Source organism: Pseudomonas sp. C7.1, from assembly GCF_056312395.1.
Genome location: NZ_JBWDTL010000003.1, coordinates 1,849,807 through 1,866,248 on the forward strand (window position 1 = coordinate 1,849,807; position 16,442 = coordinate 1,866,248).

The 16,442-nt window shown below is 59.3% G+C and carries 15 protein-coding genes and 1 pseudogene; 9 read left to right on the forward strand and 7 right to left on the reverse strand.

Features of this window, described 5'->3' with window-relative positions; genetic code table 11:
- The first annotated feature begins 3 nt into the window (after nt 1-3).
- The gene (locus tag AC0T4W_RS11980) at nt 4-1,362 is read left to right on the forward strand and encodes an HlyD family type I secretion periplasmic adaptor subunit (protein WP_476319167.1); all 1,359 of its coding nucleotides are present in this window, start codon (nt 4-6) and stop codon (nt 1,360-1,362) included.
- 5 nt (nt 1,363-1,367) lie between these two features.
- On the opposite strand, the gene AC0T4W_RS11985 is transcribed toward AC0T4W_RS11980, so the two are convergent.
- The 4 genes and pseudogenes from AC0T4W_RS11985 to aceK all read right to left on the reverse strand — a co-directional run bounded on the left by AC0T4W_RS11985 (nt 1,368) and on the right by aceK (nt 6,337).
- The gene (locus AC0T4W_RS11985) at nt 1,368-1,982 is read right to left on the reverse strand and encodes a tRNA-uridine aminocarboxypropyltransferase (RefSeq protein ID WP_476319168.1); all 615 of its coding nucleotides are present in this window, start codon (nt 1,980-1,982) and stop codon (nt 1,368-1,370) included.
- A 349-nt stretch (nt 1,983-2,331) separates the two neighbouring features.
- The gene (locus AC0T4W_RS11990) at nt 2,332-2,463 is read right to left on the reverse strand and encodes a PA1414 family protein (protein ID WP_306109729.1); all 132 of its coding nucleotides are present in this window, start codon (nt 2,461-2,463) and stop codon (nt 2,332-2,334) included.
- Nucleotides 2,464-2,561: 98 nt separating this feature from the next.
- Nucleotides 2,562-4,601, reverse strand: a pseudogene (locus AC0T4W_RS11995) (TonB-dependent receptor family protein).
- 5 nt (nt 4,602-4,606) lie between these two features.
- The gene (gene aceK / locus AC0T4W_RS12000; protein ID WP_476319169.1) at nt 4,607-6,337 is read right to left on the reverse strand and encodes a bifunctional isocitrate dehydrogenase kinase/phosphatase; all 1,731 of its coding nucleotides are present in this window, start codon (nt 6,335-6,337) and stop codon (nt 4,607-4,609) included.
- A 201-nt stretch (nt 6,338-6,538) separates the two neighbouring features.
- Between aceK and AC0T4W_RS12005 the strand changes: the two genes are divergently transcribed.
- A complete protein-coding gene (locus tag AC0T4W_RS12005) occupies nt 6,539-7,435 on the forward strand; it encodes a DMT family transporter (protein WP_476319170.1) in 897 nt (298 codons plus the stop codon).
- A gap of 65 nt (nt 7,436-7,500) precedes the next feature.
- On the opposite strand, the gene AC0T4W_RS12010 is transcribed toward AC0T4W_RS12005, so the two are convergent.
- Nucleotides 7,501-7,803: a DUF1883 domain-containing protein gene (locus AC0T4W_RS12010; protein ID WP_090256153.1), complete on the reverse strand. Its 303-nt coding sequence runs from the start codon at nt 7,801-7,803 to the stop codon at nt 7,501-7,503.
- Nucleotides 7,804-8,103: 300 nt separating this feature from the next.
- On the opposite strand from AC0T4W_RS12010, the gene AC0T4W_RS12015 reads away from it, so the two are divergent.
- Nucleotides 8,104-9,135 carry an RNA methyltransferase gene (locus tag AC0T4W_RS12015; protein ID WP_476319171.1) on the forward strand — a complete coding sequence of 344 codons (1,032 nt, stop codon included), beginning with the start codon at nt 8,104-8,106 and terminating at the stop codon, nt 9,133-9,135.
- 54 nt (nt 9,136-9,189) lie between these two features.
- On the opposite strand, the gene nfuA is transcribed toward AC0T4W_RS12015, so the two are convergent.
- Both nfuA and AC0T4W_RS12025 read right to left on the reverse strand, forming a co-directional pair.
- Nucleotides 9,190-9,774, reverse strand: a complete 585-nt coding sequence (nfuA, locus tag AC0T4W_RS12020; protein ID WP_436070165.1) for a Fe-S biogenesis protein NfuA — start codon at nt 9,772-9,774, stop codon at nt 9,190-9,192.
- Between the two features lie 89 nt (nt 9,775-9,863).
- A complete protein-coding gene (locus AC0T4W_RS12025) occupies nt 9,864-10,565 on the reverse strand; it encodes an alpha/beta family hydrolase (RefSeq protein ID WP_476319172.1) in 702 nt (233 codons plus the stop codon).
- A 248-nt stretch (nt 10,566-10,813) separates the two neighbouring features.
- Here AC0T4W_RS12025 and ccoN (AC0T4W_RS12030) point away from each other — a divergent pair, with 248 nt between their 5' ends.
- The 6 genes from ccoN (AC0T4W_RS12030) (at nt 10,814) to ccoO (AC0T4W_RS12055) (ending at nt 16,442) form a co-directional block, all read left to right on the forward strand.
- The gene (gene ccoN, locus AC0T4W_RS12030; protein WP_476319173.1) at nt 10,814-12,265 is read left to right on the forward strand and encodes a cytochrome-c oxidase, cbb3-type subunit I; all 1,452 of its coding nucleotides are present in this window, start codon (nt 10,814-10,816) and stop codon (nt 12,263-12,265) included.
- The gene (gene ccoO, locus AC0T4W_RS12035) at nt 12,265-12,873 is read left to right on the forward strand and encodes a cytochrome-c oxidase, cbb3-type subunit II (protein WP_476319174.1); all 609 of its coding nucleotides are present in this window, start codon (nt 12,265-12,267) and stop codon (nt 12,871-12,873) included. The genes ccoN (AC0T4W_RS12030) and ccoO (AC0T4W_RS12035) overlap by 1 nt, the downstream gene beginning before the upstream one ends.
- A gap of 4 nt (nt 12,874-12,877) precedes the next feature.
- Complete coding sequence (locus tag AC0T4W_RS12040) at nt 12,878-13,063, forward strand: cbb3-type cytochrome oxidase subunit 3 (RefSeq protein WP_476319175.1); 186 nt, start codon at nt 12,878-12,880, stop codon at nt 13,061-13,063.
- Nucleotides 13,060-13,998 carry a cytochrome-c oxidase, cbb3-type subunit III gene (gene ccoP, locus AC0T4W_RS12045; RefSeq protein ID WP_476319176.1) on the forward strand — a complete coding sequence of 313 codons (939 nt, stop codon included), beginning with the start codon at nt 13,060-13,062 and terminating at the stop codon, nt 13,996-13,998. Before AC0T4W_RS12040 ends, ccoP begins: the two co-directional genes overlap by 4 nt.
- A 378-nt stretch (nt 13,999-14,376) precedes the next feature.
- On the forward strand, nt 14,377-15,834 hold the full coding sequence (ccoN, locus tag AC0T4W_RS12050) for a cytochrome-c oxidase, cbb3-type subunit I (protein WP_476319177.1): 1,458 nt from the start codon (nt 14,377-14,379) through the stop codon (nt 15,832-15,834).
- Nucleotides 15,834-16,442 carry a cytochrome-c oxidase, cbb3-type subunit II gene (gene ccoO, locus AC0T4W_RS12055; protein WP_476319179.1) on the forward strand — a complete coding sequence of 203 codons (609 nt, stop codon included), beginning with the start codon at nt 15,834-15,836 and terminating at the stop codon, nt 16,440-16,442. The genes ccoN (AC0T4W_RS12050) and ccoO (AC0T4W_RS12055) overlap by 1 nt, the downstream gene beginning before the upstream one ends.

Below are 16,442 nucleotides of genomic sequence, written 5' to 3' on the forward strand. Positions count from 1 at the left end.
GTCATGCAAATAAGCACCTCGATTCGCGACTACTTCGCCAGCATGCGCCAGCGCAAGCAGGACACAGAGTTCATGCCGGAGGTCGACGGGGCCATTCTCGAAGACTCCCCCTGGTTCACTCGCATCACCGTTTGGGTGATCAGCGCGTGCCTGATCGTGGCATTGATCTGGGCCAACTTTGCCGTGTTGGAAGAAGTCACCACCGGTGAGGGCAAAGCCATACCCTCAAGCAAGATCCAGGTCATCCAGAACCTGGAAGGTGGCATCGTCAGCGAAATCTTTGTACGCGAAGGCCAGATCGTCGAAAAAGGCGCCGTGCTGCTGCGCCTGGATGACACACGTTTTCTCTCCAACCGTGGTGAAGCCGAAGCCGATCGACTGGCCCTGGTGGCACGGGTCGAACGATTGACCGCTGAAGCTGAAGGCCGCCCTATCAGCATGCCTGCGGATATCCTGCGCGAAGCGCCACAGCTGGCCGAGGATGAGTTGGCGCTTTATCAGTCGCGGCAAAATCGCCTGCAAAGCGAACAACGCACCCTCGGCGAGCAACTGCGGCAAAAAACCCAGGAGCTGGCTGAGTTTCGCGCCAAGGCCCAGCAATACCGCTCCAGTGCGGGCCTGTTGCAGCAAGAGCTAAATATGTCGCAACCGCTGGTGGCAACCGGTGCGATTTCCCAGGTGGAAATCCTCCGCCTGCGCCGCAGCCTGGTGGAAGTACGCGGCTCGCTGGACGCCACCAACCTGGCGATCCCCAGGGCCGAATCGGCGATGGATGAAATCAAGAGCAAGATTGAAGAGTCCGAGCTGAGCTTTCGCTCTGACGCCTTCAAAGAGCTCAATGAAATCCGCACCGAGCTGCAAAAGCTCACCGCAAGCAGCGTGGCGATTGATGACCGTGTCAGCCGCACCACCGTCGTCTCCCCCGTGCGCGGGGTGATCAAGCAACTTAAGGTCAATACCATTGGAGGCGTGGTGCAGCCTGGCAATGACATGCTGGAGATCGTGCCGCTGGACGACAGCCTGCTGATCGAGGCCAAGGTACGGCCGCAGGATGTCGCCTTCCTGCACCCAGGGCAAAAAGCCATGGTCAAATTCACCGCCTATGACTACACCATCTACGGCGGACTCAAGGCCAACCTCGAACTGATCAGCGCTGACACCATCACCGACGAAGAAGGCAACAGCTTCTACCTGATCCAGGTACGCACCGATAAGAGTCATCTGGGCAGCGAGGAACACCCGCTACTGATCATCCCCGGCATGGTCGCCACCGTGGACATCATCACCGGCGAAAAAAGTGTGCTCGACTACCTGCTCAAACCGGTGCTGAAGGCTCGTTCGGAAGCCATGCGTGAGCGTTGAAAGACTTAGGCCGAGGCATTCAGCTTGCCGTGATTACGCTGGAACGTCTGCTCCCCCATCGCCTCGATCTGCCCCTCGATCAACGCCTCGAAGGGTTTGAGCAAGGCATCGAAACAAGCCGGCGTCTCGACTGTATTCAGCGCGGTAACAATAGCCTCGATGGTGGATAACGCACCGGGCATCGGTGCTTTGCGCAAGCGGTAACGTGATTGCAAGTCTTTAGGAAGCACCACTCTTGGTAAGCAAGCCAACAACGGATTGAGGTGCAACAGCTTGCGCGCCTTGCGCCAGGTGCCATCGGGCACCACCAATAGCAGCGGCAACTCGCTGTGCTGCCCAGCAAACTGCATCACCGATTGCGCCTGCTCACCAGGAAATAGCAAACACGCGCGATAACCAGGCTGCTGCAACAGCGCCTCCAAAGATTCGAAGACCTCACCCACCAGCAGTTCAGCATTACTCAAACCAAGAGCCGCCAGGCGTGCGGTATTCAGCGCATGCCTGACCTCACTCGGGTGCTGCAAAATCAGCACTCGAGTCCGACTCGCTAGACAGGGAATAAGCGCACACAAACAGCGCTCGACAGGACGGGTACAACGTGGACATTGCGGGCGTGGCATCGGTTTCTCCTCAGAACCTATTTACGATCTGCTGCGCGTCGGCCCTGCTGCGTTAAAAACAGGCTCGGAATGCTCATGTACAACAGTACACTCCGCTTCCTCGCCGTTTTGACCAGCCGGAGGCTGTTACTAACGTAGCGCCTTGCAGGACTCTAGCTTGCTAAATCGTAAACAGGTCCTCAGCCGCGCAGTTTGCCATACGCCAAATAGAATCGGCCCACCTCATGGGTAAAGTGGGCCGATAAGCATGCAAACATTCGATGACCTAGCGGTTGAAGCGCTCCGCCAAAGTGAAGAAATAATCCGATGGATCTGCTCGGTCGACTCGCGCGTGCGCACAGACCGACAACTAACGTCGAGGGGGAACCGCTTTGGAGTCAGGCGAATTGCTGCGTACAGGGATTGGCTGCAGTTTTGGCCGCTCACACAGGCCAAGGGCAACCAACAGATCAAGCAAGGCATTCTGCAACTTGGCGCTCATAAAGTAGCCTCCAACCAAGGATATCGATTAGGTGCTTAAACACCTTAAATCATCCTAGTTCAGGCTACTCGAAACTGCCGGCTGTTTCGTCGCCCTGGCTAAAACAGCATACGCAAACCTGCATACAGGGTACGCCCCGGCCCTGGTTCGAAGTAACGTTCACTGCCATTGTTGGTGCGTAGGTTGTCGAAATACTTTCGCCCCAGCAGATTATCAACTCCCAGGTAAGGCTCCAGGCTTTGCTCTCCTAGCTGAAAACGTTTGCCAAGACGCAGATCAAACAGGGCATGACCGGGGGCCGACTGGCTATTGGCATCATTGGCATACACCCGCGCCTGAGCCGTAACACCGAGGCGCACATAGCCGCCTTGATGCTCATAGGCCAGTTCGCTGAACAAGGTTTGCCGTGGAATACCCGGAATGCGCTTGCCGGAAAAATCGCCCGCTGTGGTTTAATAGTCCTCAAACCGGTAACGGTTGTAGGCATAGGCCGCAGACCAGCGCCAGGCATCGGCAAACTGCCAATCCAGGCTTAGCTCCAGGCCATCGCGGCGCGACTGTCCGGCATTGCGATAGAAGTTACGCCCAGGCTGGTCTGGCAGACTAAAGCCCACCAATTCATCCTCCAGCTCAATTCGGTAAAGCGCCAGAGCGTAACGCAGCGAAGGCCATTCGCCTTTGATGCCCAGCTCGCGGCTGAACGCCTGGGCCGGCTGCAAAGCGCTGTTGAAGCCACCGCCCTGTGGGTTGCCCAGTTCGCTGATGGTGGGCGTCTCAAAAGAGCTGGCCAGCCGCGTATATAACGATTGCTGCGGGGTAAGGCGATAACTCAGACCCGCGCTATAGTTCCAGTCCTCCAGGTTGCGCGAGCCTGAATTATCGCGATTATCGGCCAGATAGAAGTCATCCACCGCCAGACGCACCTGGTCATAACGCAACCCAAGCGTGGCCTGCCACCGTTCGCTCAGGTCAATCTGATCCTCGATAAACAGCCCCTGGCTCAGCGCCGACTCATCCTGCTGCTGGCGTAACTGTCCACGCTCGCCGAGCGGACTGTCGTAACGTCGGCGATCATCGCGCTGCGCCTCAAGGTCGAAACCGGTGGTGATTTTATGGGGCAGGCCGATTAGCTCGCGGTGATGGCTGTACTGCCCGCCAACCCCGCTGAAATAGCGTTTGAAGGTCGTCTGGCCGCTGCTGGCAAAGCCCAGCTGATTGCCAAACTCGCGGTGCCCCAGGTAACTGCGCAGCTGATACTCATCGGCACCGGCCGCGTAACCATCCCAGACCAGCCCCAGGCGCTGCTGACGGATATATTCATCGGCGTCAAAAAGTAGGTTTCCAGGTGCAGCCTGGCGGCGATTTTCCTTGACCTGAGCCGCTGTCAGGCCTCCCGGATCTTCGGCGCGGTTGTCGATGGCGTTGAAGCTCAGGCGTAAACGTCCAGTCGGCGCATACCCGTTCAGCTTGCCAGTGAGGCTGTTGGTGTGCGCCTGGCTGTGCTTGCGATAGCCCTCTAGAACCGTACTATTAAAGGCCAGCAAACCACCCAGGTTACCGTCGCTGCCGCCGATTTCACCGCGCATGCGCTGGTAACCCAGCCCTGCCGCACTCAGGTCCAACTGCATTGTGGGTAGCGTCGGCGGCTCGCGGGTTTCGATGGCCAGCACGCCGCCAGCGGCATTGCCATACAGCACCGAAGCAGGGCCGCGCAGCACTTCCATGCGCTCGACCAGGCCCAGGTCGAGGCCGTCGAGTTCGGTCTGGCCATCGGGCATGGTCAAAGGCACGCCATCGACCAGCACGCGAATGCCGCGCACACCGAAATTGCCGCGCGCGCCAAAGCCGCGAATCGCTGGGCGCAGACCTTGAGCGATGTTGTAGCGATTGAGGCTGAACACACCCGGCACGCGCGCCAGCAAAGCATCCAGCGCGAGATTCTGTTCACCAGGCGCGGCACCGGCATCAACCACCGTCACCGCAGCCGGCGTACTCAACCAGCGTGTGCTGCTGCGCGGCGAGGTGATCAGTAACGGCGCCAGCTCGACTGCTGAATCTCCAGGTCCGGCAGCCGTAACAACGGCGCTATCCGCCAGCAGCCAGGCTCCAGCAGCAATAGTGCAAAACGACAGGCGCACGCCGTTCAATACTCCTTATCGGCCTGGTCCTTGCGCCGATACGGGAACACATCAATAACCTTGCCGGCGCGAATGGCCTCCTGCAGGCTTTTCCAGTAATCGGCGTCATACAACTCACCATGCAGTTCGTTGAACAGCTTGCGCTGCTGCATATCGGCAAACAGAAATGGCGGAAACTCTTCGGGGAATACATCCATCGGGGCTATCGAGTACCAGGGTTCAGAGGACATTTCATCCTCCGGGTAACGCGCCTGGGGGATACGGCGGAAGTTGGCTTCGGTCAGAAAACAGATCTCGTCGTAGTCATAGAACACCACGCGACCGTGACGGGTAACGCCGAAGTTCTTCAGCAGCATGTCACCGGGGAAGATATTTGCCGCCGCCAGCTGTTTGATGGCCAGGCCATAGTCGTCCAGCGCTTCGCGCACCTGGGCTGCACTGGCGCTTTCCACATACAGGTTGAGCGGGGTCATGCGCCGCTCGGTCCAGCAGTGACGCACCAACACCGTGTCGCCTTTGACCTCCACGGTTGAAGGCGCGACTTCCAGCAGCTCGGCCAGGCATTCCGGGTCGAACTTGCTCAGCGGAAAGCGGAAGTCGGCAAACTCCTGGGTATCGGCCATGCGCCCTACCCGGTCGACGGTTTTCACCAAGCGGTACTTCTCGATCACCGTGTTGCGGTCGACGTTCTTCGACGGCGAGAAGCGGTCTTTAATGATTTTGAACACAGTATTGAAGCCCGGCAGGGTGAACACGCTCATCACCATGCCGCGAACGCCGGGGGCCATGACGAACTTGTCATCGGTGGTGGCCAGGTGGTTGATCAGCGAGCGGTAGAACTCCGACTTGCCGTGTTTGTAGAAGCCGATCGAGGTGTACAGCTCGGCAATATGCTTGCCCGGCAGAATGCGCTTGAGAAAGCCGACAAACTCCGCCGGATAGCCGACCCGCACCATGAAATAGGAGCGCGTAAAGGAGAAGATGATCGACACCTCCGCCTCGTCGGTGATCAGCGCATCGATCTGGATGCCCTGCCCTTCACGGTGCAACAGCGGGATCACCAGCGGCCATTGCTCGTCGCGGGTATAGATGCGCCCGACCAGGTACGCGCCCTTGTTGCGGTATAGGCGCGAGGCGAACAGCTCGATGCGCAGGTCCGGGTCCTTGCACACCCAATCCGGCAGGTTGGCGTGCAGCTGCTTGAGCAGCCGCGCCAGGTCACGTTCAAGATTTTCGTAGCCGACTTCGAAGCTGAAATCCTCGAAGACCTGGCGCAGCGCTTGTTCAACATTGCCCTTGGGTTCGTACAAGCGCGTTTGCGGCGCCCGCTCATTCACCCGCAGCGCCGGGCGCGTGGTGTGGATAAACATGCAGCCATCGTTGATCTGGTCGTGGCTGAACAGCCCGCAGAAGATCGAGTTAAACCAGGTTTCCGCCAGTTCATCGTCGTAACGCAGGTCGATCAAAGCGATATAGGCCGCCTTGACCAGCGGCCACTGCGCCACATCCAGTAGCGCCTCAGCCTCGTAAACCTCACGTAGGCGCGCGCTGACCGCGCCTACGCACTCTTCATACAGAGCAATACGCGCCGCTGAAGCCTGCTGAATATCCTGCCATTGTGCTTGCTCGAAACGCACCCGTGCGCCGTTGGTAATCTGCCGGAACTGCTCGCGATAGTCGTCGAAGCCCTCGAGGATAAGCGCGGCAATCGCGCTGGCTGGCCATTGCTGTGGCATAAACGAACCCCTGCGGATGAAGAGCGGACAATCCGCCGAGCTTATCCAGTGGCCGCGCCAAGTAAAAGCTGGCATTGCCTGGATACGCGTTTATCTACCACGAAATATTGCTAATCAACGGCGTTGAAAGCGCATTTCGAATTGCCTTGGCGGATGCGCCCGGCAACACTGCTCGCCCTTTTCACCGTCGTGGAGTTCGTTGTGCGTCTTGCCGACCTGATCCGTCTGCTGTTGCTGGCTGCCATCTGGGGCGCCAGTTTCCTGTTTATGCGCATCGTCGCGCCGGTACTGGGCAGTATGCCGACCGCATTCTTCCGCGCCAGCCTGGGCATGCTCGGCTTGCTGGCGATTTTGTTGCTGATGCGCGTGCGCTGGGATTTCAACGGCAAGCTCAAGCATTGCCTGATCCTCGGGGTGATCAACGCTGGCCTGCCCTCGGCCATGTACTGCATGGCTGCACTGGTGCTGCCGGCCGGCTATTCGGCGATTTTGAATGCCACTACGCCAATGATGGGCGTGCTGATCGGCATGCTGTTTTTTGCCGAAGCCATGACCTGGAGCAAGGCCGCCGGGGTGGCCATCGGCCTGTTTGGCGTAGCCGTACTGACCCGCACCGGCCCGGTGGAGTTCGATATGACTTTGCTCTGGGGCGCCGCCGCCTGCCTGGTGGCCACCGCCTGCTACGGTTTTGCCGGTTTTCTCACACGGCGTTGGATCGGCCAGCAAGGCGGCCTGGATAACCGTCTAACCGCCTTCGCCAGCCTATGCGGTGCCAGCTTGTTCCTGCTGCCATTGTTCGGCGGCGCCTTGATCATTCAACCACCTACCAGTTGGGGCGGGCTCGACGTCTGGCTATCTCTGGCCGGGCTGGGCTTTATCTGCACCGCATTCGCTTACGTGCTGTACTTCCGCCTGCTCAGCGATGTCGGCCCGATCAAGGCCAGTACCACCACCTTCCTGATTCCGCCATTTGGCGTGCTCTGGGGCGCATTGCTGTTAGACGAGCCGCTGGCCTGGGCCTACCTGTATGGCGGCGTGCTGATTGCCATCGCGTTATGGCTGGTGGTGCGTCCGAGCGCAACAGCCAAGCCGAGCTGATTCGCGCCGTCAAGAAAAAGCCCGCTATCTAAGCGGGCTTCGGGGGATCAAGGTCAAACCAAGTATCAGCTCAGGCGCGAGGTCGACTTGCGCACGATCTTGATCGAATGCTTGAGGGTCGGCTTGCGCGTTACGCTGATGGCTTTACGCGAGACCGTGTCGATTGTGATATTCCAGAAACCGCTGCTGGGCACGGTGATCTTCGCCGGGAAGGTGTCGAACGCACCGCCGTGGTAAGTGTGCCGACCGCCATTCTTGAAGCTGCGGAAGTTGGCATCGCTCATCAGGCGAATATTGCAGGTTTGCGAGCACTCAATCACAACGACGTCGTCTTCGTTGAGGTGTTCGCGCTGGTGTATAAATTTCATCTACCGCTCCGCACAGCTGGGTCAGGCCAATCAGGCCACTAGTATGAGTGCCCGGCGCGGCGTGAGCAAAGACTAACAGGCTGTTGAAAAACTACCTGCGTTGCCATTGCTGCGTTAAAAACAGGCTCGGAATGCTCATGTACAGCTCGTACACTCCGCTTCCTCGCCTGTTTTTGCCTTGCGCTGACTGCCTCGCCAACGTTTTTCAACGGCCTGCTAAGCGATTTTGCTTGCGCCTCCGGCGCCTGCCCGCCGCAACGCATACCACGGCAACCTGGCCGGTGGTAGCATGCGCGCCCCATGCATATTCACAACTTCCAGCAACGCCTCACCGACCTCGGTGCCAAGCCCATGCACATCGGGCGGATTACCCGTGCCTGGCTGCGCGGCATGCCGCTGGATACCGGTACGCGTAATCAGAAAACCGAAAACTTCCTACCGCTGGCGGTGCGTAATGCCCTGCCCGAGATAAGCCGCGAGTTGGATGGGCTGGCCCGCCTTAGCTCCGAACACCCGGCGACGGACGGCTCGGCGCGCTTGCTGGTAGAGCTGGCCGACAAGCAGATGGTGGAAAGCGTGCTGCTGCCGCGCGATGGCCTGTGCGTGTCCAGCCAAGTTGGTTGCGCGGTGGGCTGTGTATTCTGCATGACCGGCAAAAGCGGCCTGCTGCGCCAACTAAGCACCGCCGAGATCGTCGCCCAGGTGGCTCTGGCACGGCGCTTTCGCGCGGTTAAGAAAGTGGTGTTTATGGGCATGGGCGAGCCGGCGCATAACCTGGATAACGTGCTTGAAGCGATCAACCTGCTCGGCACCGAGGGCGGTATCGGCCAGCGTAATCTGGTGTTCTCTACCGTCGGCGACCCACGAGTATTCGAGCGGTTACCGCAACAGCAGATCAAGCCAGCTTTAGCGCTGTCGCTACACAGCACCGATACCGAGCTGCGCCAGGCCCTGCTGCCGCGCGCGCCGCGTATCGACCCTGAAGAACTGGTGGCGCTAGGTGAAACCTACGCGCGGCAGATCGACTACCCGATCCAGTACCAGTGGACGCTGCTCAAGGGCATCAACGACAGCCAGGCCGAAATGGACGGCATCCTGCGCCTGCTCAAGGGCAAGTACGCGATCATGAATCTGATCCCCTACAACAGCCTGGAAGACGATGAGTTTCAGCGCCCCGATGGCGAGCGCATTGTGCAGATCGTGCGCTACCTGCATAGCCGTGGCGTGCTGACCAAGGTGCGCAACTCGGCGGGGCAGGATATTGATGGCGGCTGCGGCCAGCTACGCGCGCGGGCGACCGAGGTGCTGGATCGGCGCAAACCACGCACGTAAATACGAGAATGCCCGCAGATCGCGGGCACATTTTACTGACTACAGCGCCGCTACTTAGTAGTAGGCATTTTCCTTGATGCTGTGGTCGGTCACGTCACGCACGCCTTTGAGCTCGGGAATGCGCTCAAGCAGGGTTTTCTCGATGCCTTCCTTGAGGGTCAGGTCGACCTGGCCGCAGCCCTGGCAACCGCCGCCGAATTTCAGCACGGCAATGCCGTCGTCAACCACGTCGATCAGGCTGACTTCGCCACCATGGCTGGCCAGACCGGGGTTGATCTCGGTCTGCAGGTAGTAGCTGATGCGCTCGTTGATCGGGCTGTCTTCGTTGACCATCGGCACTTTGGCGTTCGGCGCCTTGATGGTCAGTTGGCCGCCCATACGGTCGGTGGCGTAGTCGACCACGGCGTCTTCCAGAAACGGCTCGCTGACGGCATCAATCCAGGCGGTAAAGCTGGCCAGGCCCAATGCAGTGTCTTCGGCCTTCTGCTCGCCCGGCTTGCAGTAGGCGATGCAGGTTTCGGCGTACTGGGTGCCCGGCTGGGTGATAAATACGCGGATGCCGATGCCCGGGGTGCTCTGCTTGCTCAGCAGGTCAGCCAGATAATCGTGGGCAGCGTCGGTAATGGTAATGGTGCTCATGGCAACTCCTCGCAAACATGGGCGCAGTGTACGCCACTCCCACCACGCGGGCAAAGTCCTAGTGTTTTAGTAGGAATAGTACTTATTCACTAAACGTCAGCCTTCGCCGGCAGTGCACAGAGGAACTGCGCAATCACATCGGCCGCCGTTTGCATGTGCTGTTGATGGGTGAAGCCTGAGCTTTTCAGCGGCTTGAGGTCGTGATCACCGGCGGTTAGCCAGTGCAACTTGATCGCCTCAGATAGCGTGTAGCCCGCCACCGTCTGCCGATCACCCAGGGCATCACGCTCGCCCTGAATAATCAGCGTCGGCGTGCGTAGATCGGCCAGGTGCGCGACACGCGGTTTTTCCGGTTTACCGGCGGCATAAAAGGGATAACCCAGGCATGCCAGCGCATCAGCACCCGATTTATCGGCTAGCAGACTGGCCATGCGCCCGCCCATGGACTTGCCGCCAATGGCCAGCGGCCCTGCGACCTGTTGGCGCACCCGGTCATAGACCTCACGCCACTGCTCGAGCAGTTTGGCTTGAGGGTTGGGCGGGCGTTTTTTGCCGTCCAGACGCCGCGCCGCCATATAGGCAAACTCGAAGCGCAGTACGGCAATCTCACGTGCTGCAAGGCTTTGCGCCATTTGCTGCATAAAGTCGCTGTCCATCGGCGCACCGGCCCCGTGGGCCAGAATAAGCGTGGCGCGCGGCTCATCCACGGGCCGCGTCCACAGCCAGTCGCTATCACCCTGCCCTTGCACGTATTGATCCCCGTCAATACCCGCAACCTGCCCTTTGCTCATGCTTGCCTCGCTTAGAACCTACTTACGATTTCGCGAGCTAGAGCCATGCAAGGCAAAAACAGGCGAGGAAGCGGAGTGTACGAGTTGTGCATGAGCATTCCGAGCCTGTTTTTAACGCAGCAGGGCCGACGCGCAGCAAATCGTAAGTAGGTTCTTTAAGAATCCATTGGACTGCGGCGCTGATAGTACAGGTGCGCAGCCGTGGATTTTCGATGATCGGTCTATAACCGTGGATGGAAGCCCCTGAAATGAACATAACCAGGAACACAGCAACCAGTTCCGCCTACAACTACAAGGTGGTTCGCCAATTCGCCATTATGACGGTGGTGTGGGGCATTGTCGGGATGGGGCTTGGCGTGTTTATCGCCGCGCAACTAGCCTGGCCCGAGCTCAACTTCAACCTGCCGTGGACCAGCTTTGGCCGCTTGCGCCCGCTGCACACCAATGCGGTGATCTTCGCCTTCGGTGGTTGCGCGCTGTTCGCCACCAGTTATTACGCGGTGCAACGCACCTCGCAGGCCACCCTGTTCGCACCCAAGCTGGCCGCCTTTACCTTCTGGGGCTGGCAACTGGTGATCGTTCTGGCGGCCATCAGTTTGCCCATGGGTTGGACCAGCTCCAAGGAATATGCCGAGCTGGAATGGCCGATCGACATTCTGATCACCATTGTCTGGGTCAGCTACGCCGTGGTGTTCTTCGGCACGATCACCAAGCGTAACGTCAGCCACATCTATGTCGGCAACTGGTTCTTTGGTGGTTTTATCCTTACCGTGGCGATCCTGCACCTGGTCAATAACCTGGAAGTGCCGGTCACCCTGACCAAATCCTACTCGGCCTATGCCGGGGCAACGGATGCAATGATCCAGTGGTGGTACGGGCACAACGCCGTAGGTTTCTTCCTCACCGCCGGTTTCCTGGGGATGATGTATTACTTCGTGCCCAAGCAGGCCGGGCGCCCGGTGTACTCCTACCGGTTGTCCATCGTGCACTTCTGGGCGCTGATTGCCGTGTACATCTGGGCCGGTCCGCACCACCTGCACTACACCGCGCTGCCTGACTGGGCGCAGAGCCTGGGTATGGTGATGTCGCTGATTCTGCTGGCACCCAGCTGGGGCGGCATGATCAACGGCATGATGACCCTATCGGGGGCCTGGCATAAGCTGCGCACCGACCCGATTCTGCGCTTTTTGGTCGTCTCCCTCGCGTTCTACGGCATGTCGACCTTTGAGGGGCCGATGATGGCGATCAAGACCGTCAACGCTCTGTCCCACTACACCGACTGGACCATCGGCCACGTTCACGCTGGCGCGCTGGGCTGGGTGGCCATGGTGTCCATCGGCTCGCTGTATCACATGCTGCCCAAGGTATTCGGTCGCGACGAGATGCACAGCATCGCCCTGATCAACGTGCACTTCTGGTTCGCCACCATCGGCACCGTGCTCTACATCGCTTCGATGTGGGTCAACGGTATCGCCCAGGGCCTGATGTGGCGTGCAGTCAACGAAGACGGCACCCTCACCTACTCCTTTGTAGAAGCACTGGAAGCCAGCCACCCCGGCTTTGTGGTGCGGGTAATCGGCGGCGCGATCTTCTTCGCCGGCATGCTGGTGATGGCCTGGAACGTCTGGCAGACCGTGCGCCATACCAAGGCAGCAGAGATGGACGCCGCCGCGCAGTTTTCGCTTGAGGGAGCCCACTGATGAGACACGAAATACTCGAGAAGAACATCGGCCTGATGGCGTTGATGATGGTCCTGGCCGTCAGTATCGGCGGCCTGACGCAGATCGTTCCGCTGTTCTTTCAGGACGTTACCAATGAACCAGTGGCCGGCCTCAAGCCCTACACCGCGCTACAACTGGAAGGCCGCGACATCTATATCCGCGAAGGCTGTGTAGGCTGCCATTCACAGATGATTCGCCCATTCCGCGCCGAAACCGAGCGCTACGGCCATTATTCGGTGGCCGGCGAAAGCGTCTACGACCACCCGTTCCTCTGGGGTTCCAAGCGCACCGGGCCAGACCTGGCCCGCGTTGGCGGTCGCTACTCGGATGAATGGCACCGCGCTCACCTGTACAACCCGCGCAACGTGGTGCCGGAGTCGAAGATGCCGGCCTACCCCTGGCTGGTGGAAAGCAACCTGGATGGCCTGGACACCGCTAAGAAGATGCAGGCCCTGCGCTTTCTCGGCGTGCCGTACAGCGAGGAAGACATCGCCGGGGCTGCCGATGCCGTGAAAGGCAAGAGCGAGATGGACGCCATGGTCGCCTACCTGCAAGTGCTCGGCATTGCCGTGAAGAACAAGAGGTAGAGCCATGTCATTCGAATTTATTGAGATCGGCACCCTGCGTGGCATCGGCACGGCACTGGTTCTGCTGTCGTTTGTTTGCGTCACCCTGTGGGCTTACAGCGGCAAGCGCCGCACGGCGTTCGATGAGGCCGCCTTACTGCCCTTTGCCGATGAACCCAAGCTGGCTGCCCCAAGGAGCAAAACCCCATGAGCACGTTCTGGAGCTGGTACATCACAGTGCTGACCGTCGGCACCCTGCTCGCCCTGTTCTGGCTGATTTTCGCCACCCGCAAGAGTGAAGTTCACAAAAGCGAAACCGAGCAAACCATGGGCCATTCCTTCGACGGCATCGAGGAATATGACAACCCGCTGCCCAAGTGGTGGTTCATGCTGTTTGTCGGCACCATCATTTTCTCGATTGTCTACCTGGTGCTGTACCCAGGCTTAGGCAACTGGAAAGGCGTGCTGCCGGGCTATGACGACGGCTGGACCCAGGTCAAGCAATGGCAGCGCGAAGTCGACAACGCTGACGAGTTGTATGGGCCGATCTTCGCCAAATACGCGGCCATGCCCTTGGAAGAAGTGGCCAAAGACGAGCAAGCACTGAAAATGGGTGGCCGCATGTTTGCCACTTATTGCTCGGTCTGCCACGGCTCCGACGCCAAAGGTGCAGTGGGCTTCCCTAATCTGGCCGACAACCATTGGCGCTGGGGCGGCGCGCCTGCCGACATCAAAACCAGCATCCTTAATGGCCGCATGGGTGCGATGCCGGGCTGGACGGCGGTAATCGGCGAAGATGGCGTGCAACAGGTTGCCGCTTATGTGCGCAAGGGCCTGGCCGGCCTGCCGCTGCCAGCCGACAAAAGCGTTGATCTGGAAAAAGGCGCCGCCATCTACGCCGCCAACTGCCTGGCCTGCCACGGTGCAGAAGGCAAAGGCATGGCCATGCTCGGTGCGCCGGACCTAACCAGCCCTGCTGGCTGGATCTACGGCAGCAGCCTGGTGCAGTTGCAGCAGACCATCCGCCACGGCCGTAACGGCCAGATGCCGGCTCAAGAGCAGTATCTGGGCAACGACAAGGTGCATCTGCTGGCCGCTTATGTACTGAGCCTTAGCCAGCAACAACAAAGCAACGCAGCGCAGTAGCTGCTAAAAGCGCAGCACCCGGCTGGCGACCCCAAGTCGCCAGCCACTTAACCAAGCCCCCGCGCCCGGACAGCCGTCCGAGCCATGCGACCCAAGGTCGCACCCGTGCGACCAAGTGCACGCGCGACGTTTGACTTGAGCTAATCTTGTCGACAGTCGCCACCTGTCATAACTCCAAGGCGATCCCTTTCTTTGCGCCACGCCTGTTTAAGGCGTTTTATGCTCGCGGCAATGCCCCGTACAAGTGGTCATGCATGCCTGCCAACAGCCCTGAAAGCCTTATCGCGCCGGCTTGTGTCGTTGCAATGAACACCTGCTTTCTCCATACTTGCCGCCGATTTTTGCCCCCTAGAAACTCCATTAACCGTGGAACCCATAATGAGCACAGCAATCAGTCCGACTGCTTATAACTACAAGGTGGTTCGCCAATTCGCCGTGATGACGGTGGTTTGGGGAGTCATTGGCATGGCCTTGGGTGTTTTCATCGCCGCACAATTGGTGTGGCCTGAACTCAACCTGGGTATGGAATGGACGAGCTTCGGCCGTCTGCGCCCGCTACACACCAACGCGGTGATCTTCGCCTTCGGCGGTTGCGCACTGATGGCCACCTCGTTCTATGTGGTGCAACGCACCAGCCAGGCCCGCCTGATCTCCGACGGCCTAGCGGCATTCGTGTTCTGGGGCTGGCAAGCGGTAATCGTCGCAGCGGTGATCACCCTGCCAATGGGTTTCACCGGCTCCAAAGAATACGCCGAACTCGAGTGGCCGATCGATGTGCTGATCACCATCGTCTGGGTGGCTTATGCCGTGGTGTTCTTCGGCACCATCATGAAGCGCCAGACCAAGCACATTTATGTGGGTAACTGGTTCTACGGTGCCTTCATCCTGGTTACCGCCATGCTGCACATCGTCAACAGCGCAGCGGTTCCGGTCAGCCTGTTCAAGTCGTACTCGATGTACGCCGGTGCAACTGACGCGATGATTCAGTGGTGGTATGGCCACAACGCCGTGGGCTTCTTCCTGACCACGGGCTTCCTGGGGATGATGTACTACTTTGTACCCAAGCAGGCCGAACGTCCGATCTACTCGTATCGCCTGTCCATCGTGCATTTCTGGGCGCTGATCACCCTGTACATCTGGGCCGGCCCGCACCACCTGCACTACACCGCACTGCCGGATTGGGCACAGTCCCTGGGTATGGCGATGTCGATCATTCTCCTGGCGCCAAGCTGGGGCGGCATGATCAACGGCATGATGAGCCTGTCGGGGGCCTGGCATAAGCTGCGCACCGACCCAATCCTGCGCTTTTTGGTGGTATCGCTGGCGTTCTACGGCATGTCGACCTTCGAAGGCCCGATGATGGCAATCAAGACCGTCAACGCCCTGTCCCACTACACCGACTGGACCATCGGTCACGTACACGCAGGCGCCCTCGGTTGGGTAGCGATGATCTCCATCGGTGCGCTCTATCACCTGATTCCTAAGGTTTTCGGTCGCACACAAATGCACAGCGTTGGCCTGATCAACGTGCATTTCTGGCTCGCCACCATCGGTACCGTGCTGTACATCGCTTCGATGTGGGTTAACGGCATCACCCAGGGCCTGATGTGGCGTGCAGTCAACGAAGACGGCACCCTCACCTACTCCTTTGTAGAAGCACTGGAAGCCAGCCACCCGGGTTACGTGGTGCGCATGATTGGTGGCGCATTCTTCGTCGCAGGCATGCTGCTGATGGCTTACAACACCTTCCGCACCGTGCGAGCCGCCAACGCGTCTGAATACGAAGCAGCTGCACAGATTCCTGCCGCCCAACTCACTGCAGGGAGCGCGCATTGATGAAACACGAAATCATTGAGAAGAATATTGGCCTGATGGCGCTGCTGATGGTTCTGGCCGTCAGCATCGGCGGCCTGACTCAAATCGTTCCGCTGTTTTTCCAGGACGTGACCAACGAGCCCGTAGAGGGTCTCAAGCCCTACACCGCGCTGGAGCTCGAAGGCCGCGATGTGTACATCGCCAACGGCTGTGTCGGCTGCCACTCGCAGATGATTCGTCCGTTCCGTGCTGAAACCGAACGCTACGGCCACTACTCGGTTGCTGGTGAAAGCGTCTGGGACCACCCGTTTCTGTGGGGTTCCAAGCGTACCGGTCCGGACCTGGCTCGCGTCGGCGGTCGTTACTCGGATGAATGGCAACGTGCGCACCTGTACAACCCGCGCAACGTAGTGCCTGAGTCGAAGATGCCGGCCTACCCCTGGCTGGTCGAGCACAAGCTCGACGGCAAGGACACCGCCAAGAAGATGGAAGTCATGCGTGGCTTTGGCATCCCCTACACCGATGAAGACATCGCAGGGGCCCAGGACGCAGTAAAAGGCAAGACCGAAATGGACGCGCTTGTGGCGTACCTGCAGGTTCTCGGCACATCCATCAAGAACAAACGGTAA

Coding starts and splice junctions, on each gene's coding strand:
- AC0T4W_RS11980 (WP_476319167.1), top strand. CDS start 4: ATGCAAATAAGCACCTCGATTCGCGACTACTTCGCCAGCATGCGCCAG.
- AC0T4W_RS11985 (WP_476319168.1), bottom strand. CDS start 1,982: ATGCCACGCCCGCAATGTCCACGTTGTACCCGTCCTGTCGAGCGCTGT.
- AC0T4W_RS11990 (WP_306109729.1), bottom strand. CDS start 2,463: ATGAGCGCCAAGTTGCAGAATGCCTTGCTTGATCTGTTGGTTGCCCTT.
- aceK (WP_476319169.1), bottom strand. CDS start 6,337: ATGCCACAGCAATGGCCAGCCAGCGCGATTGCCGCGCTTATCCTCGAG.
- AC0T4W_RS12010 (WP_090256153.1), bottom strand. CDS start 7,803: ATGAAATTTATACACCAGCGCGAACACCTCAACGAAGACGACGTCGTT.
- AC0T4W_RS12015 (WP_476319171.1), top strand. CDS start 8,104: ATGCATATTCACAACTTCCAGCAACGCCTCACCGACCTCGGTGCCAAG.
- nfuA (WP_436070165.1), bottom strand. CDS start 9,774: ATGAGCACCATTACCATTACCGACGCTGCCCACGATTATCTGGCTGAC.
- AC0T4W_RS12025 (WP_476319172.1), bottom strand. CDS start 10,565: ATGAGCAAAGGGCAGGTTGCGGGTATTGACGGGGATCAATACGTGCAA.
- ccoN (WP_476319173.1), top strand. CDS start 10,814: ATGAACATAACCAGGAACACAGCAACCAGTTCCGCCTACAACTACAAG.
- ccoO (WP_476319174.1), top strand. CDS start 12,265: ATGAGACACGAAATACTCGAGAAGAACATCGGCCTGATGGCGTTGATG.
- AC0T4W_RS12040 (WP_476319175.1), top strand. CDS start 12,878: ATGTCATTCGAATTTATTGAGATCGGCACCCTGCGTGGCATCGGCACG.
- ccoP (WP_476319176.1), top strand. CDS start 13,060: ATGAGCACGTTCTGGAGCTGGTACATCACAGTGCTGACCGTCGGCACC.
- ccoN (WP_476319177.1), top strand. CDS start 14,377: ATGAGCACAGCAATCAGTCCGACTGCTTATAACTACAAGGTGGTTCGC.
- ccoO (WP_476319179.1), top strand. CDS start 15,834: ATGAAACACGAAATCATTGAGAAGAATATTGGCCTGATGGCGCTGCTG.